Genomic DNA, 26,188 nt, shown 5'->3' with positions numbered 1-26,188 from the left:
TCACTCCGCCGGATGGGCGCGGCGGCGCCCGGCGCGGCCCAGCACATCGCGGCCCTGGTCGATCAACCCGACAATGCCGCTGGGCACGAAATAGACGATCACCAGGAAGGCGAGGCCGAGAAGGATGGAGAAGGAATTGGGGAAATTCGCCTGCAGGATCTCGAAGAGGGTGGCGAGCGGCACGACGCCGAGGATCGGCCCGTAGAGCCGCGCCGCGCCGCCGAGCAGGGCCATGATCAGCACCTGGAAGGAGATGATCGGATTGAAGGCGATGGAGGGGTCGATATAGGTCCAGCGCGGCGCCATGATCGCCCCGACCACGGTCATGAAGGTCGCCGAGATGACGAAGACGGCGACCTTCGCGACCGTCGTGTCGATGCCGGCATGGCGGGCCACCGTCTCATCCTCGCCGATGGCCTTGAGCGCCCAGCCGAGGCGCGAGCGCTGGATGAGGAAGCCGGTCAGGAGCACGAGGACGAGCACGCCGAGCAGCATCCAGTAGATGCCCTGCTGGGTGACGTCGATGAAGACGAAGCGGCCGACCGTGCCGCCATATTTCGCCTCGGCCCAGGTGACGAGCTGGCGGACGAGCTCGGCGAGGCCGAAGGTGAAGATGACGAAATAGACGCCCGACAGGCGGAGCGTGGAGAGGCCGACGATGGTGGCGATGACTGCGCCGATCAGCGCCGCGACGGGATAGACCAGCGCCAGCGGCAGCTTCTCGCCAAGGAAGGCCATGGTGTAGGCGCCAAGGCCGAAGAAGGCGGCGGTGGCCAGCGACACGTAATGCGTCGGGCCGGAGAACAGCGCCCAGGCGGTGGCAAGCACCGCATACATCAGCACGTTGACCAGCAGCGCCATCCAGTAGGAGCCGGCGACCAGCGGCAGCGGTGCCAGCACCGCCGCGGCGGCGAGAATGGCAAGCGGAACGATCCAGTCCTTGGCGTTCATCGGGCGGCCTTTCCGAACAGGCCGGTCGGCCGGATGAGCAGGATGCCGAGGAAGAGCGCGAAGTTGACCGCCAGCGTCAGGCCACCGTCGAGGAAGGCGGCGGTGAGCGCCTCGGCGAGGCCGAGGATGAGGCCGGCGACGAGCGCGCCGAAAATGTTGCCGACGCCGCCCATGATGACGACGATCAGCGCCTTCATGGTGAAGACCACGCCCATGGCGGCGTTGAAGGTGAAGAACATCGAGACCAGCACGCCGGAGGCGGCCACCAGCGCGCCGCCGAGGCCGAAGGCGAAGGCTGCATAGGCGGTGGTGTCGATGCCGACGAGGGGGGCGGCGGCGGGGTTCACCGAGACGGCGCGGATCGCCGTGCCGATGCGGGTGCGCATGAGGAAGAGGGTGAGCGCCAGGGCGATGGCGACCGCGAGGCCGGCAGCGAGGAGGCGGTTCAGCGCCACGGTCGAACCGATGATCTGCACCGGCACGGCAAGGTAGGAATAGCTGACATAGGACCCGCCGAAGATCATCAGCAGGATGCCCTGGACGACGAAGAGCAGGCCGAAGGTGGCGAGGATGGAATCGACCTCGAGCGCGCCCGGCGATTTCGCGCGGCGCACGAGCGGCGTCATCAGCACGCGATAGACCGCCCAGTTGAGCGCGAAGGAGAGCGGCATGGCCACAGCCAGCGCCAGGATCGGGCTCACCCCGGCGACCGTGAACATCACATAGGCGAGGAAGGAGGCGGCAATGGTGAACTCGCCATAGGCGAGGTTCATGATCCGCGCGACGCCGTACTGGAGCGACAGCCCCATGGCGATCAGCGCATAGATGCCGCCGAGGATCAGTCCCGACAGGATGACGTCGACGAGGAACATACGGGCGTCTCCGGGAGAAGCCGCCGCCCCTCAACGGGGCGGCGGGCCTTGGCGAAAAGGCGTCAGGCGGTCGGCCAGGCGGGCTTGGGGAAGATCGGCGCCTTGGTGCCACCGACCTTGGTGGGGGCAAGCGCCACGAACTCGCCCTGCTGCCACTGGCCGACCCACCACTGGTCGACCCGCTGGTTGTCGACGAACTTGATGGGGCCGAGGATCGTGTCGAAGGAATTGGCGCCGATGTCGCGGACAAGCGCCGCCTTATCGATGCCGACCCGCTCGATCGCCTGGGTGAGGACCTGCAGCGTCGAATAGGTGGTGGTCGAGGCCCAGCGGTCGGGCTCGCGGCCGACGATGCGGTTGTGGCGCTCGATATAGTCCTTGATCCGCGGGTTGGTCACATCGACGCCGCCGATGCCCATGACGCCCTCGGCATTGGCGCCGAAACGCTGCTTGTAGAGCGGGAAGGCGGTGCCGACGGCGGTGTAGAACACCTTCGGATTGAGACCGGCGATGCGTGCCTGCTCGGTCAGCGCCAGGGTGTCCGGCGGATAGGAGAAGGCGAGGAACATGTCGGGCTTGAGCCGCGCCGCCTCCGAGATGATGGGGGCGAGGTCCTGCGTGCCCGGCGGATACTGGCGGTCCATAACGATCTGGAAGCCGGCCCTGGCAATGCCGGCGCGCGCGGCGCTGACGAGCTCGAGGCCGAACTGGTCCTGCACGGAAGCGAGCGCCACGGTGTTGCCGAGACCCTTGTCCTTCAGCGTTGCGAGGAGGTCGGTCAGCGCGGTGATGGCGGTGGAGGGCCGGTCGAGGAACAGGAACATGTTGTTCCAGCGCTTCACCAACTCGGGCTGGCGCTCGACGAAGAAGGTCGAGGCGAGATGGGGGAAGCCGCCGCGGTTGAACGAGGGCGCCACCGCGAGGTTCATCGCCGTGCCCCAGGGCGGCAGAAGCAGGTCGACCTTGTCCTGGTTGACGAGGCGCTCGATGTTGCGGACGGCCTCTTCCGACTGGGAGCGGTCGTCATACTCGACGAACTCGATGGCGCGGCGCTGGCCGCCCGGCAGCCTCAGGCCACCGGCATCGTTCGTCTCCTTCAGCCAGAGCTGGTAGTTCGGCAGGGTCGTGACATTGGCGCCGCCGGCATTCGGACCGGTCTTGGAGATCGAGAAGCCGATCTTGACCGGCCCCGGCTGGGCGCGGACCTGGGGCGCGGCGAGCGCCGCTGCGGCAATGCCGCCGACGACGGCGCGGCGGCTGGGGTGGGTGATGCGCATCTTGGGCCTCCTTGGGTGTCCCCCTGTCCCGGGGGTGTCGTTGTGGTCGTCATGCCTCTATCAGGACCCGCCCTCCCGCGGGTCCGCCTGTCAGCCGCTGATCTTGATGTCGGCGGCCTTGATCACCGGCTCCCAGAGACGGACCTCCGCCTGCATGGCGGCGGCGAGCTCCTCGGGGGTGGAGCCGACCGGCGTGGTGCCGATCTCGGCGAGCCGCTTCACCACGGCGGGGTCGTGCAGCGCCGCCTTCAGGCCCGCCGACAGCCGGGCAATGATCTCCGGCGGGGTGCGGGCGGCGGTGAAGAAGGCGAACCAGGACTGCATCTCGTAGCCCGGCACGGTCGCCGAAATGACCGGCACGCCCGGCAGATCCGCCAAGGGCTCCTTTGTCGAGACGCCGATGGCGCGGATGGTGCCGCCGCGGATCTGCGAGGCGGAGACGGTGAGCGTGTCGAACATCACGTCGAGGCGGCCGCCAATCAGGTCGTTCATGGCAGGGCCGGCGCCGCGATAGGGCGCATGGACGATGTCGACCTTGGCGAGATATTTGAACAGTTCACCGGCCATGTGGATCGATGAGCCGATGCCGGCCGAGCCGTAGGTGAGCTTGCCGGGATTGGCGCGGGCGCGGGCGAGAAGGTCGGCCGGCGTGCGGTCGGCAGAGGCTGCCGGCACGACCATGACGTTCGGCACGGTGATGCCCATGCCGACGGGCGCGAGGTCCTTGAACGTGTCGAGCGGCATCCGCGCATAGAGCAGGTGGTTGATCGCCACGGCACTGGAGGTGATGAGCAGCGTGTGGCCGTCCGGGTCCGTGCGCGCCACCTCGGCCGAGGCGACATTGCCGCCGGCGCCGCCGCGGTTCTCCACCACGACCGGCTGGCCCCATTCCTGCGACAGCCGCTCGGTGAGATGGCGGGTGACGATGTCCGCCGCCCCGCCCGGCGGGAAGGCGACGACGATGCGGATGGGCCGGCTTGGCCAGGCCTGGGCCCTCACGAGCCCCGGGCTCGCGATCAGCCCTGCCCCGGCGAGGCCGGCGGCGAGCACGTGGCGACGGTTCGGCGATGCATCCTGCGCCATGTCGTTCCTCCCTGTGTGTCCATGTCGTCCGCGGTCGTTCGGTGCCGTCGGATCGTGATCGGGTCGTCAGCCTTCCATCAGATGGGGCAACCATACGTCGAGTACAGCAGCCCTCCTGTCCTGTTTCACCACGCGCAGCGCCTCGGCGACAGCCGCCTCGACCTCGTCGGGATGTCGCACCTGGCGCGCGTGGGCACCGCCGGCCGCCGCGGCAATGCCGGCATAGTCGGGCGGCGGGTCAAAAGCGACGCCGATATCGGCCGCGCGGCTCGCCTCGCCCTGCGGATGGACGGCGAGCATCGAATAGCGCGGGGCGCGCCAGCCGCGGTTGTTGAAGACGACCTGCAGGAAGGGCGTGTCGTAGTGGCGCGCCATCCAGTGGACGGTGGAGGGCTGCGAGAACATGTAGGAGCCGTCACCGGTCAGGGCGATGACCGTCTTGGCCGGATCGGCGAGCTTGGCGCCGATGGCCGCGCCGCCCGTCCAGCCAAGATTGCCGCCGCCGGAATTGAGCATCTGGCCGGCGCGGGTCGGGGCGATGTGGTTCACCACCACCGGATAGTTGGTGATGCCCTCGTTGAGGACGATCGTGTCGGCATCGACATGGGCGCGGACGCAGGCCGTGACATATTCCGCCGTCAGCCGGTCGCCGGCGGGCTTGGCTTCGGCCGCGGCGAGGGCCTGCTTCCGCTCATCGTGGGCGCGGGCATAGTGGGCGCGGCGTTCGCCGATCCGCGCGACATCGAGGCTGATGCGGTCAAGGCCGGCATTGAGCTGGGCCAGCGCCGTCTGCGCGTGGACGCGGAAGACGCGGCGCGCAGGGATCGACCAGAGCGGCATGTCCTGCTTCAGCGGGTCGACGTCGAGGTGCCAGATCTTCGCGCCGGGCGCAGGCTTCGAGACGGTGGGGATCCACGGCACATCTGAATCGATGACCACCACCACGTCGGCGGCGGCGAGATGGGGGTTCTGCCGCGGCTCGTTCCACTGGCATCCCAGATACATCGGGTCGTCGTGCGGCAGGTTCACCGCGTTCGGGACGCTCTCGATCACGCCGATGCCGAGCGGCCCGACAAGGCGCTGCAGCTCCGCCACAGCCTGGGTGTTGCGGCCGAGATAGGAGGTGACGATGAGGGGCCGGCGCGCACCGGCAAGATCGGTGAGCAGGGCGTGGACGGCCTCCTGGGGCAGGGCGGCCGGCGCGATGGGGGCGAAGTCCTCGACGGCGAGGCCGGCCTGCGCTGCGGGGTCGAGCGTCTCCTCCATCACCTCGCGGGCGCCCATCAGATAGACCGGGCCCTTGGGGTCGGACTGGGCGAATTGCAGGGCGCGCCAGGTCATCTGCTTGATGTTGCGCCCGGTGCGCAGCTCGGCGTCGTAGCGCATGTAGCCGCGGACGATGCCGCGCTGGTCGTGGACGTCCTGGATCCACTGGATGAATTCGTTGCGGCTGCCCGGCAGCTCGCCGAACTGGGTGAAGGGCGAGGCTCCCGCGAAGATCAGCACGGGGACGCGGCCCTTGGAGACGTTGTGCACGGCGCCGGCGAGCGACTGCGTCCCGCACTCCACATGGACGATGACGGCCTGGGCGCGGCCGGAGACCTGGGCGTGGCCCTGCGCCGCGGTCAGCGCCACCATCTCGTTCGGGCAGGTGATGACCTTCGGCAGGCGACGGCCGCTGCGAGCGGCTTCGGCGAGCGCCTCGATCATGGCGGGATGGTCGCTGCCGAAATTGCAGAACAGATAGTCCACGCCGGCTTCGGCGAGCGCTTCGAGGAAGGCGGTGGACGCTGTGTACATGGACGGTCCCGATGGTGGGGCGGCAATTAGTTGGATATCCAACAGTTAGAGTCAAGACCACCTTGTGAGGCGGCTGCGGGCCGTGTCATGGTCGCGCTCCGCGGCCGTGGCCGCCCTTCCTCGACACCATGGCTGACGCGATCCCGCCCTCTTCCGAGACCGACCGAAGCGACGCGCGCAGTGACGACGCGCGGCTCGGTCCGCTTGACGATTTCATCGGCTTCCACCTGCGCCTGGCGCAGGAGGCCTCGTTCCGGGCCTTCGCGAGCCGCGTCGGCGATCCCGACCTGAAGCCACGGCGCTTTGCGGTGCTCACCCTCATCGCCGAGAACCCGGGCCTGACGCAGACGGCGCTCGGCAAGGCGGCGGGGAGGGACAAGTCGACCCTCACCACCACGCTCGACGACCTGGTGAAGCGGGGCCTCGTCAGCCGCGAGCGGGCGCCGAACGATCGTCGCAGCTACACGCTGTTCCTCACCGACAAGGGCTGCGCCCTGCACCAGAAGCTGATGGCGGCGGCGCGCGCCCATGACGCCGATCTCGACCGGCTGGTCGGCCCCGAGAACAAGGCGCTGTTCCTGTCGTTGCTGCGCCGGATCGCCTGCGAACTCGGCTGAGAGGCCGGCCCGCCGGTTGCGCAAGGTCATCTTGCCGGGAAAGTCATGGCTTTTTGCGCGGGAAGCGCCTAGGGAAGGCGCGACAGTCCCCGCCATCCCCTGCCGCGGCTCATCCGCCGCCCCTGCCGCGCCCGATCGCCGGCATGCTCTCCCGTCCGAAAGATCCGACCCTTTGACCAAAACGACCATCCCGCCGCAGCTCGCCGCGGCTCTCGCTGCCCGCGACTATGTCGACCTGACGCCCGTCCAGACCGCCGTCGTCGCCAAGGAGGCCGCTGACCGCGACCTCCTCGTCTCCGCCCAGACCGGCTCGGGCAAGACGGTGGCCTATGGCCTGGCGCTGGCCTCGACGCTGCTCGACGGCGCCGAGCGCATGGGCCCGCCGTCCGATCCCCTCGCCCTCATCGTCGCGCCGACGCGCGAGCTTGCCCTGCAAGTGCAGCGCGAATTCCAGTGGCTCTATGCCGAGACCGGCGCGCGTATCGTCGCCTGCGTCGGCGGCATGGATGCGCGGCGCGAACGGCGCCTGCTGGAAGAAGGCGTGCACATCGTCGTCGGCACGCCGGGCCGCCTGCGCGACCATATCGAGCGCGGGGCGCTGGCGCCCTTCGAGGCGCGGGCCGTCGTCCTCGACGAGGCCGACGAGATGCTCGACCTCGGTTTCCGCGACGACCTCGAATTCATCCTCAACGCCACGCCTGAGGACCGCCGCACCCTGCTGTTCTCGGCGACGCTGCCGGCCGGCATCGTGACGCTGGCCAAGCGCTATCAGCATGACGCGCTGCGCATCGAGGCGGGCGGCGGCGAGCGCGGCCACCAGGACATCGCGTATCGCGCCATCCGCGTCTTCCCGAACGAGGCCGAGCATGCGGTGGTGAACCTGCTGCGCCAGCTCGACCCGCAGACCGCGATCATCTTCGCCAACACGCGCAATGCCGTGCGCCACCTGCACGCGACGCTCGTCGAGCGCGGCTTCTCGGCGGTGTTCCTCTCGGGCGAACTCGGCCAGCACGAGCGCAACCTTGCCCTCCAGTCGCTGCGCGACGGCCGCGCCCGCATCTGCATCGCAACGGACGTGGCGGCACGCGGCATCGACCTGCCGAACCTCGCCCTCGTCATCCATGCCGAACTGCCGCATGACGCCGAGGTGATGCAGCATCGCTCCGGCCGCACCGGGCGCGCCGGCAACAAGGGCGTCAGCGTCCTCGTGGTGCCGACCAACCGCCGCCGCCGCGCCGAGAGCCTGCTGGCGGAAGCCGGCATCCGCGCCGAATGGTCCGGTCCGCCGACGGCGGAGGAGATCCGCGCCCTCGACCGCGAGCGCATCTTCGCCGATCCGGTGCTGACGGTGGCCGCCGACGAGGAGGACAGCCAGATCGCCGAGCTGCTCATGCAGCGCCGCTCGGCCGAGGAGATCGCCGTCGCGCTCGCCCGCGTGCTGCGCTCGCGCCTGCCCGAGCCGGAAGAGGTCTCCGATCCCGGCCATGGCCGCGCCGCGCCGATCAAGGGCCGCGAGTCGCGCGACATGCAGGTCAGCGGCGACATGGCCTGGTTCCGCCTCGATGTCGGCCGGTCGAACCGCGCCGATCCGAAATGGCTGCTGCCGATGCTGTGCCGGCGCGGCGGCGTCACCCGCCAGGATATCGGCGCCATCCGCATCAACGACACCACCACCGAAGTGCAGGTGGCGGCGAGCGTCGCCGAGAAGTTCATCATCAATGCCCGCAAGGGCAATGCCGACGACGTCCACATCGCCCCCATCGAGGAGCGGCAGGAGGAACGGCCGCGCCGTCCCGCGCCGCGCCGCGATGACGAGCGCGGCGACAAGCCCGCTGGCGATCGCCCGTTCCGCAAGAAGGGCCCGCCCGGCCCGCCGCGCGGCAAGGCGGAGCGCGGTGGCTTCAAGCACCGCAAGAACCGCGAGCGCCGCTGACCCATGCCGGCGGGCGGCCCGATCACCGTCTTTGTCGATGCCGACGCCTGTCCGGTGAAGGACGAGGTCTACCGCGTCGCCCAGCGCTACGGCCTCGCCGTGAAGGTGGTGGCGAACAGCCCGCTCGGCGTGCCGCGCGAGCCATGGATCGAGCGCGTGGTGGTGAGCGAGGGGCCCGACATCGCCGACAACTGGATCGCCGAGCGCGCCGGGCCGGCCGACATCGTCATTACCGCCGACATTCCGCTGGCTGCGCGCACGGTGAAGGCCGGGGCGACGACGCTGGCGCCGAACGGTCGGCTCTTCGATGCCGGCTCCATCGGCCTCGCGCTCGCAACGCGCAACCTCATGGACGATATCCGCTCGGCCGGCGGCGCGACCCGCGGCCCCGCGCCCTTCTCGCCGCGCGACCGCTCGGCGTTTCTGTCAGCCATGGACCTCGCAGTGAACCGGCTGAAGCGGGCGGGGTTCGGCGGCTAGCAGGCGCTACCGTCACAGATTATCGCCTGCCGCGCATCAGCGAGGCCGATGGGCAGCAGGATGGCGAGGAGGACGATGAGCGGGAGGCGGCGGCGCGGCCTAGAACTCGACATCCAGCTCCTCGATCTCCTCCGGCTCGGCCTTGGCGGCGGCGATCCATTCCTTCATCGGCGCCCAGTCCATGATCGCCCGGCAATAGGCGGCAGCCGCGGCGTCGATGGGCACGTCGTAGGTGTAGAAGCGCATGCAGACCGGCGCATACATCGCATCGGCCACCGTGGGCTTGGCGCCAAAGAGGAACGGCCCGCCATGGGTGGAGAGGCACTCGCCCCAGATGGCGAGGATGCGCTCGATATCCGGCTGGGCGCCGGCCCAGATCTTGAAGCCGGAATAGCGGGCCTTGAGGTTCATCGGCAGCGCCGAGCGCAGGTTGTGGAAGCCGGAATGCATCTCGCCGCAGATGGACCGGCAATGGGCGCGGGCGATGCGATCGACGGGGAAGAGTCCGGCCTGCGGGTATTTCTCGTTGAGATATTCAGCGATGGCCCAGGTGTCCCAGATCTTGGCGTCCTCATCGATGAGGGCAGGCACCAGGAAGGAGGGCGAGAGCAGCAGCAGCTCGGCGCGCTGGCCGGGATCGTCGAGGGAGACATGGACCTCGTCGATGGCAAGGCCCGCGAGCTTGCAGATGAGCCAGCCGCGCAGGGACCATGACGAATAGTTCTTGCTGGAGATCGTCAGCTGGGCCTTGGGCATGGGCATCTCCCCTGCAGGGTCCCTTTCGAGAGGGAAACCCTATGGGAAGAATACTCTCGCAGCGCAGCAAAAAGTGCACTAGCTTTTTTTGGGCGCAGCGCCAGGGGGGCGAGGCGACAGGTTCGGACGGCCCATGATGTATCGCGCCTTCGAATTTCAGGCCCGCATGTTCGAGCCGGTGCGCGACGCCGCGAAATTCGCGCTCGCCGCTTTCGGACCGGGGCTTGAGGCGACCGACAGCCGGTTCGGCCGCGAGATGATGGCGACCTGGAGCATGGTCGCCAACGCAGGCTTCACCCATACCCGCCCCGACTACGGCATCCGCACGGTCATGGTCGGCAATCGCGAGGTGGCGGTGACCGAGGAGGCCACCCACCGCACCCCGTTCGGTACGCTGCTGCATTTCCGCAAGGACACCGAGGTGGTCCAGCCGAAAGTGCTGCTGGTGGCACCGCTCTCAGGCCATTTCGCCACCCTGCTGCGCAACACGGCGAAGACGCTGCTGCAGGACCATGACGTCTTCATCACCGACTGGCACAGCGCCCGCGACATTCCCTGGACCGCGGGCCGCTTCGGCTTCGACGAATATGTCGAGCACCTCATCGACTTCGTCCATGTGCTGGGGCCGGGCACCCACATCGTCGCGGTGTGCCAGCCCTGCGTGCAGGCGCTGGTGGCGGCCTCGGTGATGGCGCAGGCGGACGACCCCGACCAGCCGCGCAGCCTGACGCTCATGGCCGGCCCCGTGGACGTGCGCATCAACCCGACAAAGGTGAACGAGCTCGCCTTCGACCACCCCTACGAATGGTTCGAGCAGAACCTCATCCACACCGTGCCGCTGCCCTGCGCCGGCGCGGGGCGGCGGGTCTATCCGGGCTTCCTCCAGCTCATCGCCTTCCTGTCGATGAACAAGGAGCGGCACATCAAGTCGCATCTCGACATGCACGGCCATCTCGCCCGCGGCGAGACCGAGAAGGCCGAGGCCATCCGCACCTTCTACGACGAGTATTTCGCCGTCCTTGACCTCACCGCCGAGTTCTATCTCGAGACCATCGACAAGGTGTTCCAGCGGGCGCTGCTGCCGAAGGGCGAGCTCACCTACAAGGGCCGGCCGGTCGACCCGTCGGCGATCCGCCGCACGGCGCTGCTCACCGTCGAGGGCGAGCGCGACGATATCTGCTCGCTGGGCCAGACGGTGGCCGCGCATGACCTCGTCACCAAGCTCAAGCCCTTTCGCAAGCGCCACCATATGCAGGCCGGTGTCGGCCATTACGGCGTGTTCAGCGGGCGGAAATGGGAGGGGCAGGTCTATCCCATCGTCCGCAACATGATCCTCGCCAGCGAGTGAGCCGCACCTCGTCCGCCGCAGGTGCCTTCGTTGCAGGAGCGGGCTATAGCCGGTGGCGGGGCGCGCTGCGCTGATTCCGGCGGCCGCCCGTTCCGCAAGGACGATGCCCATGATGCTCCACCGCCTCGCCCGCGCCGCGCTGATCGCGGTGGCCCTCAGCCTCACCGCCGCCCCCGCCTTCGCCGACGATATCGGCGATGCGATCGAGGAGGCGCGCCGCGCCTATCGCGCCAATGACCTCGCTGCCGCCAAGGCGGCGCTCGACGTCGCCTCGCAGCTCATCGCCCAGCGCAGCGCCACGGGCCTGTCGCGCTTCCTGCCCGCCGCGCCCGCCGGCTGGACCGCCGGCGAGGCGGAGACGGATGCCAGCGCCGCGGCCATGTTCGGCGGCGGCCTCATCGCCAAGCGGCGCTATTCCATCGGCAGCCGCGAGGCGACAGTGCAGGTGCTGGCCAATTCCCCGCTCATCGCCCAGGTGGCGCCGCTCTTCTCCAATGCGCAGCTGCTTGGCGCCATGGGCCGCGTCTTCCGGGTCAAGGGCAAGACGGCCGTTCTGGCCCGTGACGGCAATATCCAGGTGCTGCTCGGACGCACGCTCGTGACCATCGAGGGTTCGGCCAATGAGCAGGAGAAGCGCGCGCTGCTCGACGCGCTCGACCTCGTGGCCATCGAAGGCTTCAACGGCTGAGGAGGCCACCATGGCGCTCGGATTCCAGATCCTGCCGAAGACCCTGCCGAATGATCCGGCGCTGAAGGCGCTGCTCGCCGGTATCCCGACGCCGCTCATCAGCGACAACATGGCCCGTCTCTTCGCCGCCGGGCCGGCGCTGCGTCCCATGCATGACGGGACGCCCATGCTCGGCTTTGCCCTGACGGTCCGGACGCGGCCGGGCGACAATCTCCTCGTCCACAAGGCCATCGACATGGCGGCGCCCGGCGACGTCATCGTCGTGGATGCGGGCGGCGACCTGACCAATGCGATCATCGGCGAGATCATGGCCCGGCTCGCCGAGAGCCGCGGCGTCGCCGGCATCGTCATTGACGGCGCCATCCGCGATTCCGACGCGCTTGCCACCATGAGCCTGCCGGTCTTCGCCGCTGGGGTCACCCATCGCGGCCCCTACAAGGACGGCCCGGGCGAGATCAACACCGGTGCGGTGGTCGGCGGCCAGTGCATCATGCCGGGCGACCTCGTGGTGGGCGATGCCGACGGTGTGCTGGCGGTGCCTCGGGCGGAGGTCGAGAGCGTGGCCGCCCTGGCCGCCAAGCAGCTCGCCGCCGAGGACGCGACAATGAAGGCGATCGCCGAGGGCAGGCTGGACCGTAGCTGGGTGGACAAGACCCTGGCCGCCAAGGGCGCCGATCTCGGCAAGGCCTCGCAGTACTAGGCCGCCGCCTCCGCGGGGCCCCCAATGCGGCGGGCCTCGCCGCCGTCGATGAGCACCTCGATGGCGGCAGGATGGCTGAGGAAGCCCGCGGGGCTCGCCGTCGGGCCATAGGCACCGGATTGCAGCACGGCGACGAGATCGCCCTCCACCAGCGCCGGCATCGCCACCTTGCGGGCCAGCGTGTCGAGCGGCGTGCACAGAGGGCCGACGACGCTTGCAGGTCCCTCCGCCGCCTGCGCCATGCGCGAGGCGGGCACAATCGGATAGTCGCGCTTGATAACCTGTCCGAGATTGCCGGAGGCGGCGAGGTGGTGGTGCATACCGCCATCGACGACGAGGAAGCGCTGGCCGCGCGAGATCTTCGCAGCCAGCACGGCGGTGAGGTAGAGGCCGGCTTCGCCGACGAGATAGCGGCCCGGCTCGACCAGGATATGGGCGTCGCGGATCAGCGGATCGGCAGCCTTCAGCGCGACGAGGTCCGGAACGCCGGCCCTGACGGCGGCGAGGTCAAGTGTCGCATCGCCGGTGAAATAGGGGATGCCGAGCCCGCCACCGAGGTCGATGGTGCGGAGCGGCCGGCCGAGGCGGGCGGCGACGCGGCTCGCAACGCTCAAGGCATGGCGCCACTGTCCCAGCAGCACGGCCGCGTCGAGGATCTGCGTGCCGGCGAAAAGGTGGACCCCGGCGAGGTCGAGATGAGGCAAGGCTTTGAGGCGGTCGACGATGGCGTCGAGCTCTTCCTCGTCGAAGCCGAAGGGCGCAGCCTTGCCGCCCATGCGCATGGCGCCGCCCTGCGCCTCGGCCACGGGGTTGACGCGGATCGCGACGGGAACGCGCCGGCCGAGGCCCAAGCCGATCGCCTCGACATGGGCGGCCTCCTCGACGCTCTCGAGGTGGATCTCGCCGATGCCGGCGGCGATCACCGCCTCGAGCTCGGAGCGGCGCTTGCCGGGGCCGGCGAAGAGCATCTCCGCCGGGGGCACGCCGGCGGAGATGGCGGCGCGGAACTCGCCGAGCGAGGCGATCTCGATGCCGGCGCCGGCTTCGTGCAGCACCTTGACCACGGCGGGGTTGGGGTTGGCCTTGATGGAATAATGGATGCCGGCGAAGCCTTCGAGCGCCGCCGCGAGCGACCAATAGGCGCGGCGGATGAGGGCCGCGTCATAGGCGAAGAGCGGCGTACCGAAACGCTGGCTAAGGGTGCGGGCGGGGATGCCGCCGATGAGGAGATCATCGCCGGTGGCGGTGAAGTTGTCCGCGATCAGTCGCTCGGTCAGGCCCGCCTCAGCCATGGGCGCGCTCCCGGACGAGGCCGACATAATCGACCTTGCCATTGGGCGTGACCGGCAGGCGCTCCACCAGTTCCAGGGCGCGCGGCACCATGTAGGGCGGCAGAAGGTCGGCGGCCGCCTGCAGCACGACCGCGACATCGACCTCGCGGATCGCCACGGCGACGGCATGGACCTTCTGGCCGGCGAAGGCATCGGGCAGGCCGATCACCGCCACCTGCTGGAAATGGCCCATCGCCATCAGGCACTCCTCGACCTCGGTGGGGCTGATGCGGTGGCCGGAGGATTTGATCATCGCGTCGTTGCGGGCGACGAAATAGAGGAAGCCGTCCTCATCCTCGGTGACGAGGTCGCCGGAGAAGCAGACGGTCTCGCCGCCCTCCGTCACCAGGCGGAAGGGATGGGGCTTCAGCACCTCCGCCGTTGCGTCGGGCCGGTTCCAGTAGCCGAGCGAGACGGTCGGCCCGCGATGGACCAGAATGCCGGGCTCGCCGGGTTTGGCCCGCCGGCCATCGGCGGTGACCACCAGCATCTCGCATTCGGGGATTGCCTTGCCGATGGAGGTCGGCCGGCGGTCGATCTCCTCCGGCGGCAGGAAGGTGGAGCGGAAGGCCTCGGTGAGACCATACATCAGGAAGATGCGGGTCTCGGGCAGGAGGACGCGCAGCCGCGAGACCGTCTCGGAGGGCACGGCGCCACCGGAATTGGTGATGTAGCGCAGCGTCGGCAGCGGCGTCTTGGCAAGCGACGGAGTCGCGCGGGTGAGGATGGCCCAGATCGTCGGCACGCCGGCGAGGCCGGTGATGCCATGGGCGACGATGGCCTTCACGATGTCGGCGCCGAACTGGAAGGTCAGCAGCACCATCCGCGCGCCCTGCTCGACCGATGTCAGCAGCTGGTTGAGCCCGTAGTCGAAGCTGAAGGGCAGGATGGAGAGGATGCGATCCTCAGGCGTGATGCCGAGATAGGTGCGGACGATGCGCGTGCCGGCGAGAAGGTTGCGGTGGCTCAGCATGACGCCCTTCGGGCGGCCGGTGGAGCCGGAAGTGTAGAGGATGGCAGCGAGGTCCTCGCCGATGCCGCCCCGCGGCAGCGGCAGCATGGCCGGCGCCTCGGCGGCGTCGGGGCCATCGGTGGTCAGAAGGACGGCGCCCAGCCCGTCGAGGGCCTCCGCCATCTCGTCAGCCGCCTCTGCGCGGGTGAGGACGATGCGCGCCGTGCAGTCGGCGACGATGTGGCGAACCTGCGCCGGCTTCAGCAGGACGTTGACGGGCACCACGACGCCGCCGGCCATGGAGACGGCGAAGATGGCGGCGCATTCCTCGAGGCTCTTCGGCAGGACGACCGCGACCCGGTCGCCGCGTTCGAGACCGGCGGCGAGGAAGCGCCTCGCAAGACGCCCGGCGGCGGCGTGCAGCTCGCCATAGGTGGCACTGCGCGCGCCATCGACAACGGCGATGCTGTACGGGACGGCGGCGGCCGTCGCGTCCAACAGGTGATGGAGGAGAAGCGGCTCCGGCCTCACGCGCGCTGGCGCTCCACGAAGGCGGCGAGGGTCCCGACCGTCTCGAAATTGTCGGGATCGAAATCCTCGTCGCTGAGCTCGACACCGAAGCGCTCGCCGAGGAAGGCGACGAGGTCGAGGATGCCGAGGGAATCGATGGCGCCGCTGGCGATGAGCGGCGTCGCAGGCGTCACGCCGCGGGCAGCGAGCACGGGGAAGCGCTCCTTCAGGAAATCGGCGATGTCGTCGGTCACGTCCATGGTCTCAGCCAGCACGGCGGGGGTCCTCCAGGGATGCCATCATCAGATGCGCAGGAAAACAAATTCGGAATAGGCGTGGTCGACCGCGGCCGCCGGCGGCGTGCCACGGAAGAAGGTCGGCCGGGCGCGGCGGGTGAACCAGCCGCCGGGCACGTGGTCGCCGGGATCGGCCGGCAGTTCCAACACGGCGAGGCCGCGGGCGAGGAGATGGCGGGCGATCGGGCCGATGGCCCCGCGCACGGCGGCGAGATCGGTCGCATAGATGATACGCGCGACGGGAAGGCCGCGACGGCTGGCGACGGAGACGACCAGCGGCATCTCGCCGTCGTCCGTGATGAGACGCAGCACCAGACAGCCGAGGTCACGATGACCGGCGAGCATCACGGCCTCGGCCGAATCCGGAATACCGTCGAGGATGCGCGCGCCACCGCCCGGGACGAAGGCCGCCACCGGCAGGGCCACCAGAAGGGCGCCGGCATGACGCTGGACGAAGCCGAAGCGGCCGATCATCTCGGTGACGGCCGGGCTCGGCGTCAGGTCGGTGAAGACGTCCGCCGGCTCTTCGAGGACGCGGGTCAGCATCCGCGGGGCAAGGAGACGGAAGCGGGGATCGACATACCAGCTCGACAGGTTGACGACGCTGCCGCCGTCGGCGCGGCGCGAGCGGATGGTCAGCATGACGCCAGCCGACTCGCCCTTCATGCGCATGATCTGGCCGATGGGACCCAGGCCGGATGCGGCATGGTGGGCCATGAGCCGCTCCAGCCCTTCTGTCCAGAAGTCCGGCTTGCGCATGGGAAAGCCGCGCGCCAACAGCGCGTGCGCCTCCCCAAGCGTCTCCCGTTCGATCGGCTCCAGCATCGGCATCAGTCTAACCGGTCCCGGCCCGGCCCATAGAACATTGTGAACACATCCTTAACTGCCACCCTTAATCGCCGGAATTACGGATTACATGCGGGAATAAGACGGTACTCACGTCCGAAGAGCGCCTGCGGTGCGCGAGTACTGCATTTGCTTCGGAAACAAGCGGTTACTCTAGCGCGTCTTTCGGCCACTCCTTGGCTGCGACCAATCGACCCGTGCGCGCGAGACTGGGATCCTGTCCCTTGGACTAAGCTCACCACCGATATTCGCAGATGACTCGATGTGTTCGATACTGCATCGCAAAAGAAATTCTGCGTCGCAAAATAAATCCATTTAAATTCGCGGTGCTGCATGATGTTTTGCGATTGAACACGACGAAATCATCCGCTCATAATCGAAACAGACCCGCGAAAGACGGGCCGCACCGCAGAGTGCACGACCAATCCCGGGAGGATTACGGAGATGGATACCAGGCTCACGCGCCGTCGGGCGCTCGCAGGCATGGGCGCGGCAGCTTTTGTCATCGGCAGCCCGTCTCTTCTCAAGGCGCAGTCGCCGATCACGCTGAACGGCGCCGTGCAGTTCAACGACGACCATGCCTTCACCAAGGCGCTGGTCCGCTTCGAGGAGCGGGTGAAGGCGCTCTACGGCAAACCGATCGCCTTCAACCTGCACAAGAACTCCTCGCTCGGCCTGGAGAAGCAGTATTTCGAGTACATGGCCCAGGGCCGGGCGGTGGATTACGGCATCGTCTCGCCGGCGCACATGTCGACCTTCGCCCGCGCCGCGCCCTTCATCGACGCGCCCTTCGTGTTCCGCGACGTGGACCACATGGGCAAGGTCGTCGCCGCCAAGATGCTCAAGCCCATCGAGGACGAGGTCGAGCGCCGGGCTGGCGTGAGGCTTGTCGGCCATGCCGGCGGCGGCACGCGCAACATCTTCGCCAACAAGCCGATCAAGAACCTGGCGGAGATCCGCGGCCTCAAGATCCGCGTGCAGGGCGCGCCGATCTGGTCGCGCACCTTCTCGGCGGTCGGCATGTCGCCGACGGTCATCGCCTATAACGAGGTCTACAACGCCATCCAGAACGGCGTGATCCAGGCCGGCGAGAACGAGGCGGCCGGCGTCGAGGCGATGAAGTTCTACGAGGTCGCGCCCAATCTCGTCCTGACGCAGCACGCGGTCTCCATCCGGCCGATCTGCTTCTCGATGAAGACGCTGACCAGCCTGCCCAAGGACCTGCAGGACGCCATCCTGCAGGCCGGCGTGGAAGCGGGCGAGTTCGGTCGCCAGACCGAGTCCAGCGAGGACGGCGCCAAGCTCGAAGCGCTGGAGAAGGCCGGCCGGCTCAAGCGCATTGCCTTCGAGGAGCGCGATGCGATGAAGAAGCTCACGGACCCGGTCATGGCGGCCTACGCCAGGGAAGTCGGCGCCGAAGGCATCTTCGGCCAGGTCAGCGGCGTCTGACGGCCGCATCCGACAGCGGACAGCGGGCCCGCCGCCCTGGCGGGCCCCTCACCCCCATCGCATCCGAAAGCACACCATGGCCCCCGACAGCACCGCGCAGCCCGCGGCGAGCCTCTGGCGACGCTTCACCGCCGCCTATGCGGCGCTCCTGTCTCATCTGGTGGTCGTGTCGATCGCCATTCTGCTGATCCCGGTCAGCCTGCAGATCTTCTCGCGCCACACGGACCTCATCCCCAGCTATATCTGGACCGAGGAGATGGCGCGGTTCCTGTTCATCTGGACCATCGCGATCGGCGCCATGATCGGGGTTCGCGAGTCCACCCATTTCGAGGTGGACGTCATGCCGGAATTGCCGCCGCGCGGCGAGGCAGCGGCGCGCTTCATCGGCCGCATCGGGATCCTGTTGCTGGCCTGCGTGTTCGTCTTCGCCGGCATCAAGTTCACGCAGTTCGCCTGGTTCCGCACCTCGGAACTCGCCGACCTGCCGCTCTGGCTGATCCACCTGCCCTGGCCGCTGATGGGCGTCACCTGGATCGTCTTCCTCGGCGAGCAGATGCTCGACGACATTCTCATCATGGCCGGCCGCAAGGCGCCGCCGCAGAAGGCGTCGCTGGCGGATATCGACGCGGGGACGCTCAACCTATGACCGGATCCGTGCTCACCGCCGGACAGGCGGCCTTCGTCCTTTTCGGCTCGTTCTTCGCGCTGATCGCGCTGCGGGTGCCGGTCGCCTTCGCGCTCGGCCTCGCCTGCCTGCCGATCCTCCTCATCGAGCCGCGCCTCGACACGGTCACGTTGATGTCGGAGAGCTTCAACGCCTTCAATTCCTTCATCCTGCTGGCGGTGCCATTCTTCCTGCTCACCGCCAACCTGATGAATATCGGCGGCATCACCGACCGGCTGCTCAAGCTGTCGCGCACCATGGTCGGCCACTGGCCGGGCGGCCTCGCGCAGATCAACGTCGTGCTGTCGCTGTTCTTTGCCGGCATTTCCGGCTCCTCGACGGCGGACGCGGCGAGCCAGTCCAAGATCTTCATCGAGGCGCAGCGCCGCGAGGGCTATGACGACTCGTTCTCGGTGGCGATCACCGCGGTCTCGGCCGTGCTTGCCGTCATCATCCCGCCGTCCATCCTGATGATCGTCTGGGGCGGCATCCTCACCACATCCATCGGTGCGCTGTTCCTTGCCGGCATCATCCCCGGCATCCTCATCGCGCTGGCGCAGATGGCGACGGTCCACGTCTACGCGGTGAGGCGGGGCTATCCGACCTATCCGCGCGAGAGCTGGCGGGCCTTCGTCTGCGCCTGCGCCCATTCCTTCCTGGCGCTGATGACGCCCGGCATCATCATCGGCGGCAAGATCTTCGGCTGGTTCACCGCCACCGAATCCGCCGCCATCGCCGTGCTCTATGCCGGCGTCCTGTCCTTCGTGGTCTACCGGGAGATGAATGCCAAAGGGCTCTACGCGGCCCTGCTCGACACCGGCAAGCTCACCGGCATCATCCTGTTCTGCGTCGGCACGGCGAGCTGCTTCGGCTGGCTTTTGGCCTATTACAAGATCCCCGAGGTCATCCTCGCGGGGGTTTCGGCATGGAACATGGGGTTCATCGCCACCGGCTTCTTCATCGCCGCCGTGTTCCTTGTCGTCGGCTGTTTCCTCGACGCCATCCCCGCCATCATCATCTGCGGGCCGATCCTCCAGCCGCTCGCCAAGGCGGTGGAGATGGACCCCGTCCATTTCGCCATGATCGGCATCGTCTCGCTGGCCTTCGGGCTGGTGACGCCACCCTACGGGCTCTGCCTGATGATCGCCTGCGCGGTAGCGGGGATGCGGATGCGAGACGCCATCAAGGACACGGTCATCATGCTGATCCCGCTGCTCATGGTGCTGGCGCTGGTCATCGTCTGGCCCAAGGTGACGCTGTTCCTGCCGAGCCTCGTTTCGCCGGAATTCCTGAACTGAGGGGCGAGGCCCCTCCCCGACCCGCAAGGAGTGCATCATGGACTTCACCGGCAAGGTGGCCTTCGTCACCGGCGGCGCATCCGGCATCGGCGAGGCGGCGACGCGCGGCTTCGCGAAGGCCGGGGCGAAGGTCGCCTTCACCTATATTTCCAGCGGCGCCGAGGCCAATGCGCTGGAGAAGGAGATCGCGGCAGCCGGAGGCCAGGCCCTCGCCATCAAGGCGGACATGACGCGGGAGGACGAGGTTGCGGCGGCCTTCGCCGCAGCGGTCCGCGCCTTCGGCACGGTGGACGTGGTCTTCACCAATGCCGGCGGCATCCTGCAGCGCGTCGGCACGGCGGACTCGACCCTGGACCTCTGGGAACGGACCTTCGACCTCAACGTGATGTCGACCTACCTGACCTGCCGGGCAGCGGCGGCGATCATGACCGCAAAGAAGTCCGGCGCCATTGTCACCATGTCGTCGCTGGCCGCGATGAATGGCGGCGGCCCCGGCGCCCTGCACTATGCGGCGTCGAAGGGTGCCATCGTCACCTATACGCGGGGGCTCGCGAAGGAGCTCGGGCCCCACGGAATCCGCGTCAACGGCGTTGCGCCGGGGCTCATCGCCACGCGCTTCCACGTGCAGTTCAACACGCCGGAGGGTCGCAAGTCCGTGGTGGAGCAAACGCCGCTCCGGCGCGAGGGCACGGCTGAGGACGTTGCCAACCTCGTGCTGTTCCTCGCCTCGGACCAGGCCTCGTTCATCACCGGCGAGACGGTGCAGATCAACGGCGGCACGGGGCTCTATTGACCCTACAGGGAAGAGGCCATGCCTCGTCCCATCTGGCTCGATCAGATCGTCACGCCACCGTCCACGACCAGGCACTGTCCCGTCATGTAGGTGGAGGCCTTGGAGCCGAGATAGACGGCAGCACCCGCGATCTCGTCGGGGTCGCCGATGCGGCGGAGCGGCGTCTCGCGCTCGCGCGCCTCGCGGGCCTCCTTGTCCTCCCACAGCGCCTTGGCGAAATCGGTCTTGATGAGGCCGGGGGCGATGCAGTTGACGCGGATGTTGTGGCGGCCGTGCTCGTGGGCGAGGTTGCGGGCGAGCTGCATGTCGGCGGCCTTGGAGATGCAATAGGCGCCGATGACCTCCGAGCCACGCAGGCCCCCGATGGAGGAGACGATGATGATGGAGCCATCCTTCCGCTCGATCATCTCCGGCACGACCATCGAGATGAGCCAGTTGTTGGCGACGATGTTGTTGGTGAGGATCTTGCCGAAGGCATCGTCGGAAATGCCGGCCATCGGCCCGTAATAGGGGTTCGAGGCGGCGTTGCAGACGAGCACGTCGATGCGGCCGAACTGGGCCCGCGTCTCGTCGACGAGGCGCTGCAGGTCCTCCTTCGAGGAGATGTTGGCGGGCACGACGATGGCGGTGCCGGCGCCGTGCTTCGCGTTGATGGCATTCGCCACCTCCTCGCAGGGCCCGGCCTTGCGGGAGGAGATGACGACCTTGGCGCCGTGCTCGGCCATGCGCTCGGCAATGGCCCTGCCGATGCCGCGCGAGGACCCGGTGATGACGGCGACCTTGCCGCTCATGTCGAAGAGGTTCATGGCGTGTCCTTCCCTGTTTCTCTGCGGGTGAATGGCCCCACCCTTACCCTCCCCTTTTCGCTCCGCTCCAAGGAGAGGGGGACCACGGCGTCGTGCGGCGACCGAGACGGCTGGGCCAAGCCCAACCTGTCAGATGACCCGCGCCGTCGAAGTCCCCCTCTCCTCACGCCAGCGAGGGGAGGGTGCGGGTGGGGCATGAAGCCGGCAACGGCAGCCGGACCGACCGGCCGCCGTCTGCCCATCACCCTCAATGGTTGACGTACTTGCCCATCTCCATCCGCGCGATGGAGCGGTTGTGGACCTCGTCCGGACCATCGGCGAGGCGCAGGGTGCGGATGTGGGCATAGGACTTGGCGAGACCGAAATCGGTGGTCACGCCGCCGCCGCCATGGGCCTGGATCGCGTCGTCGATGACCTTGAGGGCGACGCGGGGCGCCGCGACCTTGATCATGGCGATCTCGAGCTTGGCGACCTTGTTGCCGACCTTGTCCATCATGTCCGCCGCCTTGAGGCAGAGGAGGCGCGTCATCTCGATGTCGATGCGGGCCTCGGCGATGCGCTGCTCCCACACCGACTGGTCGGAGACGCGCTTGCCGAAGGCGACACGCGACTGGAGCCGCTTGATCATCTTCTCCAGCGCCACCTCGGCAACGCCGATGGTGCGCATGCAGTGATGGATGCGGCCCGGGCCGAGGCGCCCCTGCGCGATCTCGAAGCCGCGGCCCTCGCCGAGGATCAGGTTCTCGGCGGGAACGCGGACGTTCTCCAAGAGCACCTCGGAATGGCCATGCGGCGCATCGTCGAAGCCGAAGACCGGCAGGTGGCGCAGCACCTTCACGCCCGGCGCGTCGAGCGGCACGAGGATCTGCGACTGCTGCATGTGCTTGGCCGCGCCCGTGTCGGTCTTGCCCATGACGATGGCGATCTTGCAGCGCGGATCGCCGACGCCGGACGACCACCACTTGCGGCCGTTGACGACATAATCGTTGCCGTCGCGACGGATGGAGGTCTCGATATTGGTGGCATCCGAGGAGGCGACCGCCGGTTCGGTCATCAGGAAGGCCGAGCGGATCTTGCCGGCCATGAGCGGACGCAGCCAGGTCTCCTTCTGGTAGCGCGAGCCGTAGCGGTGCAGCACCTCCATATTGCCGGTGTCGGGGGCCGAGCAGTTGAACACTTCCGACCCGAAGCCGACGCGGCCCATCTGCTCCGAGCACATCGCATATTCGAGGTTGGTGAGACCGGCGCCGTGGAACTCGTCGTCGTCATGCTCGGACGAGGGCGGCAGGAAGAGGTTCCACAGGCCGTCCGCCTTGGCCTTGGCCTTCAGCTCCTCCAGCACGGGAACGACCTGCCAGCGGTTGGCGCCGAAGCCCTCCATTTGGGCGTCGTAGGTGGGGATCGCCGGATAGACATGGGCGTCCATGAAGGCGATGACGCGGTCACGCCAGTAGCGCTGGCGGTCGGACATGGTGAAGTCCATGGGGATCCTCCTTGGGTTTTCTCGTTCAGGTCGGGATGGGGGGAGCGGCGAGGCTGCGCGTGACCAGCCCCAGGAATTCGGCACGGATGCCGGCGAGATCGACACCCGCGGGATCGAGCACCCATTGGGCCATGATGCCGCGCAGCGCCGCGGAGAGGATGAGCGCCTGCGTGCGCGCATCGATGTCCGGGCGGATCTCGCCGGCCTCGATGGCGCTGGCGATGAGGCGGCCGAACTCGGTGGCGGAATCGCGGTTGAAGGTGGCGACCGCCTCGGCCAGCGCCGGCTTGTGGGCGGCGCCCATGAGCACGGCGATATAGGCGCGCATCTTGGTGAGCCCGACGGAGGGTCGGGCGAAGGAGGCATCGATCGTCGCGACCAGGCGGGCAAGGCCCGTGGTGCCGCGCAGCCGCTCGCGGCGCTGCTGGGTGAATTCGTCGTGGATGGCCTCGGCCATGGCGGCGAGGAGCTCGTCCTTGGAGCGGAAATAGTGGCCGGCAAGGCCGCGGCTGTAGCCGGCGCGTTCACCCGCCTCGGCCAGAGTCAGGCCGTCGACGCCCTTCTCGGCGACGATCTCGGCCGCCGCCGACAGCATGCGGCTCTCGGCCTCGGCCCGGCGCTCGGCCTGGGTGCGGCGGCGGCGAATGGCGACGGGCTCGGCGGCGGCCTGTGCCGCCTCCCCTGCCCCGATCGCCTTGCGCGGCACCGCGCCCATCCCGTCATCCCGTCGTCATGTTATTTGCTTGCTCGCAAACAAATAACATCGCCGTGCTTCGGTCAATCGGGAAGGACGCGATCGGCCGTTTGGGGGAGGCTCAGCCGAAGCGGCGGGGGCGCAGGCCCTGGTGCAGCCAGGTGATGAGCGAATAGACGTCGAAGACCGGCAGCCCCAGTTCGGCACGCAGGGCGCTCCCATAGGGCGGCATGTTGGTGCATTCCAGCACGATGGCCCCGACCTCCGGGTGGCGGGCGAGGAGGTCGCGGCCGGCGGCCAGGATGTCGGCTTCCGCCAGCGCCGTGTCGAGGTCGTGCTTCTCCGCCTTCACCAGCACGCGGAAGAGCTCGCGCCCGCCCTCGACGCCGGCGACCGGCGTGTCGGCCGGCGCGCCGACGGCGGCGAAATGGGCTGGTGTCAGCGAGGGCGCGCTGACCGTGATGACGCCGACCCGTTGGCCCGGCGGCAGCGTCGCCTGCACCCAGGGGATCTGCATCAGCGCCGAGGTCGCAACCGGCACGGCGACGGCCGCCGCCAGCTCGCGCTGGAAGAGGCTCAGGAAGCCGCAGGTCGTGGTGATAGCCTCGGCGCCGCAATCGACGAGATCGCGAGCGGCGGCGATGAAATCGGGGAGCAGGCCCTTCGCCCCGTCGAGCACGACGCGCTCGGCCGAGGCGCCGCGCACGACGCGGTAGAGGACGGGAAAGGGCCAGGTCGTGGCATTGCCCATGTCGCCCGGCACGCGGGCGAACCGGGTCTCCAGCATGAGGATGCCGAGGGGGGCGCCGTGGACGGCCTTGCCGCCGCGGGCGATGCTCCCCCCGGCCATCGTCACGCTCACATCAGGTCGAAGCGGATGGGCTGGGCGCCCTTCAGGAGGACCATGCGGCCGAGCGGATGGACGTTCTCCATCCCCTCGATGATGGACAGGAAGTGGTTGCCGGCGAGCGGGCCGGCCTTGGAGGCGAAGGAGACCGGGCCATAGGCCATCAGGATCTCGGTCTCCGAGACGCCGCCGGGATAGAGGATGATCTGGCCGGGAGCGGGATGGCTCGTCGCGTTCTCGTAGCCGACGCCGAAATCGAGGTCGCCGAGCGGCATCCACACGCCCTCGCCGCTCCAGCGCACGTGGATGATTTCCGAGATGAAGGGCAGGGCCTTCAGGAAAGCGGCGCAGGTCTTGGGGGCGGCCTCGGTCTCCAGCTTGGCGACGAAGGTGTAGGGGCCGGCGGTGATCTTCAGCTTGGTCATGAGGGGCTCCGAAAGGCCCGCGATATGTGCATGGGGCGCGGGGCTTAAGCAAGCGCCGCAGCGGAAGGCTGGCCGGCAGCAAAGTGTTTTCAACCCGGCGGCAAATCACCCACACTCGCGCCAAGCCGCCGGCACGGGCGGCAGGCGTTGGGCACGATATCCAGGGCAGGCATCCATGGCGCGCATCCGCATCGGCATCATTGGCCTCGGCAATGCGGTGGAGCCGCATGCCAAGAGCCTTCTCGACCTGAAGGACCGCGTCGAGGTGGTGGCCGCAGCCTCCCGCAGCGAGGAGCGGATCCGGGCCTTCGCCGCGCGTTTTCCCTTCCCCATCACCGCCGACATCGCGGGCGTGCTCGCCGCGAGTGACGTCGATGCGGTGTGGATCCTCACCCCGCCGAACTCCCATCTCGAACTGGTCAGGGAGGCGGCGCGCGGCCGCAAGCACGTGCTGCTGGAAAAGCCGCTCGACATCAGCCTCGACCGTGCCGAGGCCATCGTCGCGGAGATGCGCGGGGCGGGTCTCACCCTCGGGGTCACTCTGCAGCATCGCTTCCGGCCGGCGGCGCTGAAGCTGAAGGCGTTGCTGGACGAGGGTGCGCTGGGGCGGATCGGCGCGGCGAGCTGCACCGTGCCGTGGTGGCGGCCTCAGGCCTATTACGACCAGCCCGGCCGCTGCACCATGGCCCGCGACGGCGGCGGCGTGCTCATCACCCAGGCGATCCACACGCTCGACCTGTTCCGGTCGCTCGTCGGGGACATGACGGTGACCGCGGCCACCGCGACGACGACGCCGGTGCACCGCATGGAGACAGAGGATTTCGCCGCGGCGCTGGTGCGGCTCGAGAACGGCGCGCCGGGCGTCATCCAGGCGACGACGGCAGCCTTCCCCGGCGGCGAGGAGCGGATCGAGATCATGGGGACAGCCGGCACGGCTTGGCTCGCCGGCGGAACCCTGCGCGTCGCCTTTCTCGACGGGCGGGAGGAGATCGTGGTGCGCCACGAGGGCGCCACCGGCGGCGGCGCCAATGTCATGGACTTCCCGCACGACTGGCACCGGTCGCTGATCGGCGACTTCCTCGACGCCATCAAGGAGTGCCGGGAGCCCGTCGTGTCGGGCGCGGAGGCCTTGAGAAGCCAGCAGCTGATCGCGGAGATTCTGGATCGGGCGGGCTGGCGGACGGAGGGGTAAGCGGGGCGATGCCCTCACCTCTCCCCGGCGGGGAGAGGTCGACGAGCGCAGCGAGGCGGGAGAGGGGGAGCTTTCGCGGAAACGAACAGCCCCCCCC

Annotated in this window: 26 protein-coding genes; 11 read left to right on the top strand and 15 right to left on the bottom strand. The window is 68.6% G+C overall.

All coding sequences use genetic code 11. The annotated features are described in order from the left end of the window. From O9344_RS02820 to O9344_RS02800, 5 genes are all read right to left on the bottom strand, one after another. Nucleotides 1–951 (bottom strand): branched-chain amino acid ABC transporter permease, encoded by a 951-nt coding sequence (locus O9344_RS02820; RefSeq protein ID WP_298472497.1) that lies wholly within the window; start codon nt 949–951, stop codon nt 1–3. After that, on the bottom strand, nt 948–1,823 hold the full coding sequence (locus tag O9344_RS02815) for a branched-chain amino acid ABC transporter permease (protein ID WP_298472495.1): 876 nt from the start codon (nt 1,821–1,823) through the stop codon (nt 948–950). The genes O9344_RS02820 and O9344_RS02815 overlap by 4 nt, the downstream gene beginning before the upstream one ends. Nucleotides 1,824–1,885: 62 nt before the next feature. Next, nucleotides 1,886–3,100: an amino acid ABC transporter substrate-binding protein gene (locus O9344_RS02810; RefSeq protein WP_298472493.1), complete on the bottom strand. Its 1,215-nt coding sequence runs from the start codon at nt 3,098–3,100 to the stop codon at nt 1,886–1,888. A gap of 90 nt (nt 3,101–3,190) precedes the next feature. Beyond that, entirely contained in the window at nt 3,191–4,183 is a 993-nt protein-coding gene (locus O9344_RS02805) for a tripartite tricarboxylate transporter substrate binding protein (RefSeq protein ID WP_298472491.1), read from the bottom strand. A gap of 66 nt (nt 4,184–4,249) precedes the next feature. Further along, complete coding sequence (locus O9344_RS02800) at nt 4,250–5,983, bottom strand: thiamine pyrophosphate-requiring protein (RefSeq protein ID WP_298472489.1); 1,734 nt, start codon at nt 5,981–5,983, stop codon at nt 4,250–4,252. 128 nt (nt 5,984–6,111) lie between these two features. Here O9344_RS02800 and O9344_RS02795 point away from each other — a divergent pair, with 128 nt between their 5' ends. From O9344_RS02795 to O9344_RS02785, 3 genes are all read left to right on the top strand, one after another. Further along, on the top strand, nt 6,112–6,600 hold the full coding sequence (locus O9344_RS02795) for a MarR family transcriptional regulator (protein ID WP_298472487.1): 489 nt from the start codon (nt 6,112–6,114) through the stop codon (nt 6,598–6,600). A 172-nt stretch (nt 6,601–6,772) separates the two neighbouring features. Continuing rightward, nucleotides 6,773–8,533 carry a DEAD/DEAH box helicase gene (locus tag O9344_RS02790; RefSeq protein WP_298472485.1) on the top strand — a complete coding sequence of 587 codons (1,761 nt, stop codon included), beginning with the start codon at nt 6,773–6,775 and terminating at the stop codon, nt 8,531–8,533. Nucleotides 8,534–8,536: 3 nt separating this feature from the next. Continuing rightward, nucleotides 8,537–9,013: a YaiI/YqxD family protein gene (locus O9344_RS02785; RefSeq protein ID WP_298472483.1), complete on the top strand. Its 477-nt coding sequence runs from the start codon at nt 8,537–8,539 to the stop codon at nt 9,011–9,013. Nucleotides 9,014–9,112: 99 nt separating this feature from the next. Here O9344_RS02785 and O9344_RS02780 read toward each other — a convergent pair whose 3' ends face one another. Then, the gene (locus O9344_RS02780) at nt 9,113–9,769 is read right to left on the bottom strand and encodes a glutathione S-transferase family protein (RefSeq protein ID WP_298472481.1); all 657 of its coding nucleotides are present in this window, start codon (nt 9,767–9,769) and stop codon (nt 9,113–9,115) included. Nucleotides 9,770–9,902: 133 nt separating this feature from the next. Here O9344_RS02780 and phaZ point away from each other — a divergent pair, with 133 nt between their 5' ends. The 3 genes from phaZ (at nt 9,903) to O9344_RS02765 (ending at nt 12,505) form a co-directional block, all read left to right on the top strand. Next, nucleotides 9,903–11,117: a polyhydroxyalkanoate depolymerase gene (phaZ, locus tag O9344_RS02775; protein WP_298472479.1), complete on the top strand. Its 1,215-nt coding sequence runs from the start codon at nt 9,903–9,905 to the stop codon at nt 11,115–11,117. A gap of 109 nt (nt 11,118–11,226) precedes the next feature. Continuing rightward, nucleotides 11,227–11,805, top strand: a complete 579-nt coding sequence (locus O9344_RS02770; RefSeq protein WP_298472477.1) for a hypothetical protein — start codon at nt 11,227–11,229, stop codon at nt 11,803–11,805. A 10-nt stretch (nt 11,806–11,815) separates the two neighbouring features. Further along, complete coding sequence (locus O9344_RS02765) at nt 11,816–12,505, top strand: RraA family protein (RefSeq protein ID WP_298472474.1); 690 nt, start codon at nt 11,816–11,818, stop codon at nt 12,503–12,505. On the opposite strand, the gene O9344_RS02760 is transcribed toward O9344_RS02765, so the two are convergent. Genes O9344_RS02760 through O9344_RS02745 form a run of 4 tightly spaced genes read right to left on the bottom strand, consistent with a single transcriptional unit; the run spans nt 12,502 to nt 16,425 of the window. Further along, the gene (locus O9344_RS02760; protein ID WP_298472471.1) at nt 12,502–13,797 is read right to left on the bottom strand and encodes a type III PLP-dependent enzyme; all 1,296 of its coding nucleotides are present in this window, start codon (nt 13,795–13,797) and stop codon (nt 12,502–12,504) included. The genes O9344_RS02765 and O9344_RS02760 overlap by 4 nt on opposite strands. Then, the gene (locus O9344_RS02755) at nt 13,790–15,319 is read right to left on the bottom strand and encodes an AMP-binding protein (RefSeq protein WP_298472469.1); all 1,530 of its coding nucleotides are present in this window, start codon (nt 15,317–15,319) and stop codon (nt 13,790–13,792) included. Before O9344_RS02755 ends, O9344_RS02760 begins: the two co-directional genes overlap by 8 nt. Beyond that, nucleotides 15,316–15,573 (bottom strand): acyl carrier protein, encoded by a 258-nt coding sequence (locus tag O9344_RS02750; protein WP_298472466.1) that lies wholly within the window; start codon nt 15,571–15,573, stop codon nt 15,316–15,318. The genes O9344_RS02755 and O9344_RS02750 overlap by 4 nt, the downstream gene beginning before the upstream one ends. Before the next feature lie 27 nt (nt 15,574–15,600). Then, nucleotides 15,601–16,425, bottom strand: a complete 825-nt coding sequence (locus O9344_RS02745) for a hypothetical protein (protein ID WP_298472464.1) — start codon at nt 16,423–16,425, stop codon at nt 15,601–15,603. A gap of 459 nt (nt 16,426–16,884) precedes the next feature. Here O9344_RS02745 and O9344_RS02740 point away from each other — a divergent pair, with 459 nt between their 5' ends. The 4 genes from O9344_RS02740 (at nt 16,885) to O9344_RS02725 (ending at nt 20,644) form a co-directional block, all read left to right on the top strand. Beyond that, on the top strand, nt 16,885–17,889 hold the full coding sequence (locus O9344_RS02740) for a TRAP transporter substrate-binding protein (protein ID WP_298472461.1): 1,005 nt from the start codon (nt 16,885–16,887) through the stop codon (nt 17,887–17,889). A 76-nt stretch (nt 17,890–17,965) separates the two neighbouring features. Beyond that, nucleotides 17,966–18,535 (top strand): TRAP transporter small permease subunit, encoded by a 570-nt coding sequence (locus tag O9344_RS02735; RefSeq protein ID WP_298472459.1) that lies wholly within the window; start codon nt 17,966–17,968, stop codon nt 18,533–18,535. After that, on the top strand, nt 18,532–19,851 hold the full coding sequence (locus O9344_RS02730) for a TRAP transporter large permease (RefSeq protein ID WP_298472456.1): 1,320 nt from the start codon (nt 18,532–18,534) through the stop codon (nt 19,849–19,851). Before O9344_RS02735 ends, O9344_RS02730 begins: the two co-directional genes overlap by 4 nt. A gap of 37 nt (nt 19,852–19,888) precedes the next feature. After that, a complete protein-coding gene (locus O9344_RS02725) occupies nt 19,889–20,644 on the top strand; it encodes an SDR family NAD(P)-dependent oxidoreductase (protein WP_298472454.1) in 756 nt (251 codons plus the stop codon). Nucleotides 20,645–20,685: 41 nt separating this feature from the next. Here the strand turns inward: O9344_RS02725 and O9344_RS02720 are convergent, their stop codons facing one another. The 5 genes from O9344_RS02720 to O9344_RS02700 form a co-directional block, all read right to left on the bottom strand. Further along, nucleotides 20,686–21,450: an SDR family oxidoreductase gene (locus tag O9344_RS02720; RefSeq protein WP_298472452.1), complete on the bottom strand. Its 765-nt coding sequence runs from the start codon at nt 21,448–21,450 to the stop codon at nt 20,686–20,688. 247 nt (nt 21,451–21,697) lie between these two features. Then, nucleotides 21,698–22,933 carry an acyl-CoA dehydrogenase family protein gene (locus O9344_RS02715; protein WP_298472450.1) on the bottom strand — a complete coding sequence of 412 codons (1,236 nt, stop codon included), beginning with the start codon at nt 22,931–22,933 and terminating at the stop codon, nt 21,698–21,700. Between the two features lie 25 nt (nt 22,934–22,958). Next, on the bottom strand, nt 22,959–23,648 hold the full coding sequence (locus tag O9344_RS02710) for a TetR/AcrR family transcriptional regulator (RefSeq protein ID WP_298472448.1): 690 nt from the start codon (nt 23,646–23,648) through the stop codon (nt 22,959–22,961). 100 nt (nt 23,649–23,748) lie between these two features. Beyond that, nucleotides 23,749–24,477, bottom strand: coding sequence for an aspartate/glutamate racemase family protein (locus O9344_RS02705; RefSeq protein WP_298472445.1), 729 nt, complete (start codon nt 24,475–24,477; stop codon nt 23,749–23,751). Nucleotides 24,478–24,485: 8 nt separating this feature from the next. Then, nucleotides 24,486–24,899, bottom strand: a complete 414-nt coding sequence (locus O9344_RS02700) for a DUF3830 family protein (protein ID WP_108174949.1) — start codon at nt 24,897–24,899, stop codon at nt 24,486–24,488. Between the two features lie 175 nt (nt 24,900–25,074). Here O9344_RS02700 and O9344_RS02695 point away from each other — a divergent pair, with 175 nt between their 5' ends. Further along, nucleotides 25,075–26,091: a Gfo/Idh/MocA family oxidoreductase gene (locus O9344_RS02695; RefSeq protein ID WP_298472441.1), complete on the top strand. Its 1,017-nt coding sequence runs from the start codon at nt 25,075–25,077 to the stop codon at nt 26,089–26,091. The last annotated feature ends 97 nt before the right edge of the window (nt 26,092–26,188 follow it).

The organism is Phreatobacter sp., from assembly GCF_027532945.1.
Taxonomy (GTDB): Bacteria; Pseudomonadota; Alphaproteobacteria; order Rhizobiales; family Phreatobacteraceae; genus Phreatobacter.
Note: the sequence above shows the minus strand (reverse complement) of the source record. Positions and strands in the feature narration are given on the sequence as shown.

Excerpts from the sequence above, each read along its gene's own strand:
- O9344_RS02735 (WP_298472459.1), top strand. The coding sequence starts at position 17,966 with ATGGCCCCCGACAGCACCGCGCAGCCCGCGGCGAGCCTCTGGCGACGC.
- O9344_RS02770 (WP_298472477.1), top strand. The coding sequence starts at position 11,227 with ATGATGCTCCACCGCCTCGCCCGCGCCGCGCTGATCGCGGTGGCCCTC.
- O9344_RS02810 (WP_298472493.1), bottom strand. The coding sequence starts at position 3,100 with ATGCGCATCACCCACCCCAGCCGCCGCGCCGTCGTCGGCGGCATTGCC.
- O9344_RS02740 (WP_298472461.1), top strand. The coding sequence starts at position 16,885 with ATGGATACCAGGCTCACGCGCCGTCGGGCGCTCGCAGGCATGGGCGCG.
- O9344_RS02730 (WP_298472456.1), top strand. The coding sequence starts at position 18,532 with ATGACCGGATCCGTGCTCACCGCCGGACAGGCGGCCTTCGTCCTTTTC.
- O9344_RS02745 (WP_298472464.1), bottom strand. The coding sequence starts at position 16,425 with ATGCCGATGCTGGAGCCGATCGAACGGGAGACGCTTGGGGAGGCGCAC.
- O9344_RS02710 (WP_298472448.1), bottom strand. The coding sequence starts at position 23,648 with ATGGGCGCGGTGCCGCGCAAGGCGATCGGGGCAGGGGAGGCGGCACAG.
- O9344_RS02805 (WP_298472491.1), bottom strand. The coding sequence starts at position 4,183 with ATGGCGCAGGATGCATCGCCGAACCGTCGCCACGTGCTCGCCGCCGGC.
- O9344_RS02705 (WP_298472445.1), bottom strand. The coding sequence starts at position 24,477 with ATGGCCGGGGGGAGCATCGCCCGCGGCGGCAAGGCCGTCCACGGCGCC.
- O9344_RS02820 (WP_298472497.1), bottom strand. The coding sequence starts at position 951 with ATGAACGCCAAGGACTGGATCGTTCCGCTTGCCATTCTCGCCGCCGCG.
- O9344_RS02715 (WP_298472450.1), bottom strand. The coding sequence starts at position 22,933 with ATGGACTTCACCATGTCCGACCGCCAGCGCTACTGGCGTGACCGCGTC.
- O9344_RS02700 (WP_108174949.1), bottom strand. The coding sequence starts at position 24,899 with ATGACCAAGCTGAAGATCACCGCCGGCCCCTACACCTTCGTCGCCAAG.
- O9344_RS02760 (WP_298472471.1), bottom strand. The coding sequence starts at position 13,797 with ATGGCTGAGGCGGGCCTGACCGAGCGACTGATCGCGGACAACTTCACC.
- O9344_RS02800 (WP_298472489.1), bottom strand. The coding sequence starts at position 5,983 with ATGTACACAGCGTCCACCGCCTTCCTCGAAGCGCTCGCCGAAGCCGGC.
- O9344_RS02815 (WP_298472495.1), bottom strand. The coding sequence starts at position 1,823 with ATGTTCCTCGTCGACGTCATCCTGTCGGGACTGATCCTCGGCGGCATC.
- O9344_RS02765 (WP_298472474.1), top strand. The coding sequence starts at position 11,816 with ATGGCGCTCGGATTCCAGATCCTGCCGAAGACCCTGCCGAATGATCCG.
- O9344_RS02780 (WP_298472481.1), bottom strand. The coding sequence starts at position 9,769 with ATGCCCAAGGCCCAGCTGACGATCTCCAGCAAGAACTATTCGTCATGG.
- O9344_RS02785 (WP_298472483.1), top strand. The coding sequence starts at position 8,537 with ATGCCGGCGGGCGGCCCGATCACCGTCTTTGTCGATGCCGACGCCTGT.
- O9344_RS02720 (WP_298472452.1), bottom strand. The coding sequence starts at position 21,450 with ATGAACCTCTTCGACATGAGCGGCAAGGTCGCCGTCATCACCGGGTCC.
- phaZ (WP_298472479.1), top strand. The coding sequence starts at position 9,903 with ATGATGTATCGCGCCTTCGAATTTCAGGCCCGCATGTTCGAGCCGGTG.
- O9344_RS02795 (WP_298472487.1), top strand. The coding sequence starts at position 6,112 with ATGGCTGACGCGATCCCGCCCTCTTCCGAGACCGACCGAAGCGACGCG.
- O9344_RS02725 (WP_298472454.1), top strand. The coding sequence starts at position 19,889 with ATGGACTTCACCGGCAAGGTGGCCTTCGTCACCGGCGGCGCATCCGGC.
- O9344_RS02695 (WP_298472441.1), top strand. The coding sequence starts at position 25,075 with ATGGCGCGCATCCGCATCGGCATCATTGGCCTCGGCAATGCGGTGGAG.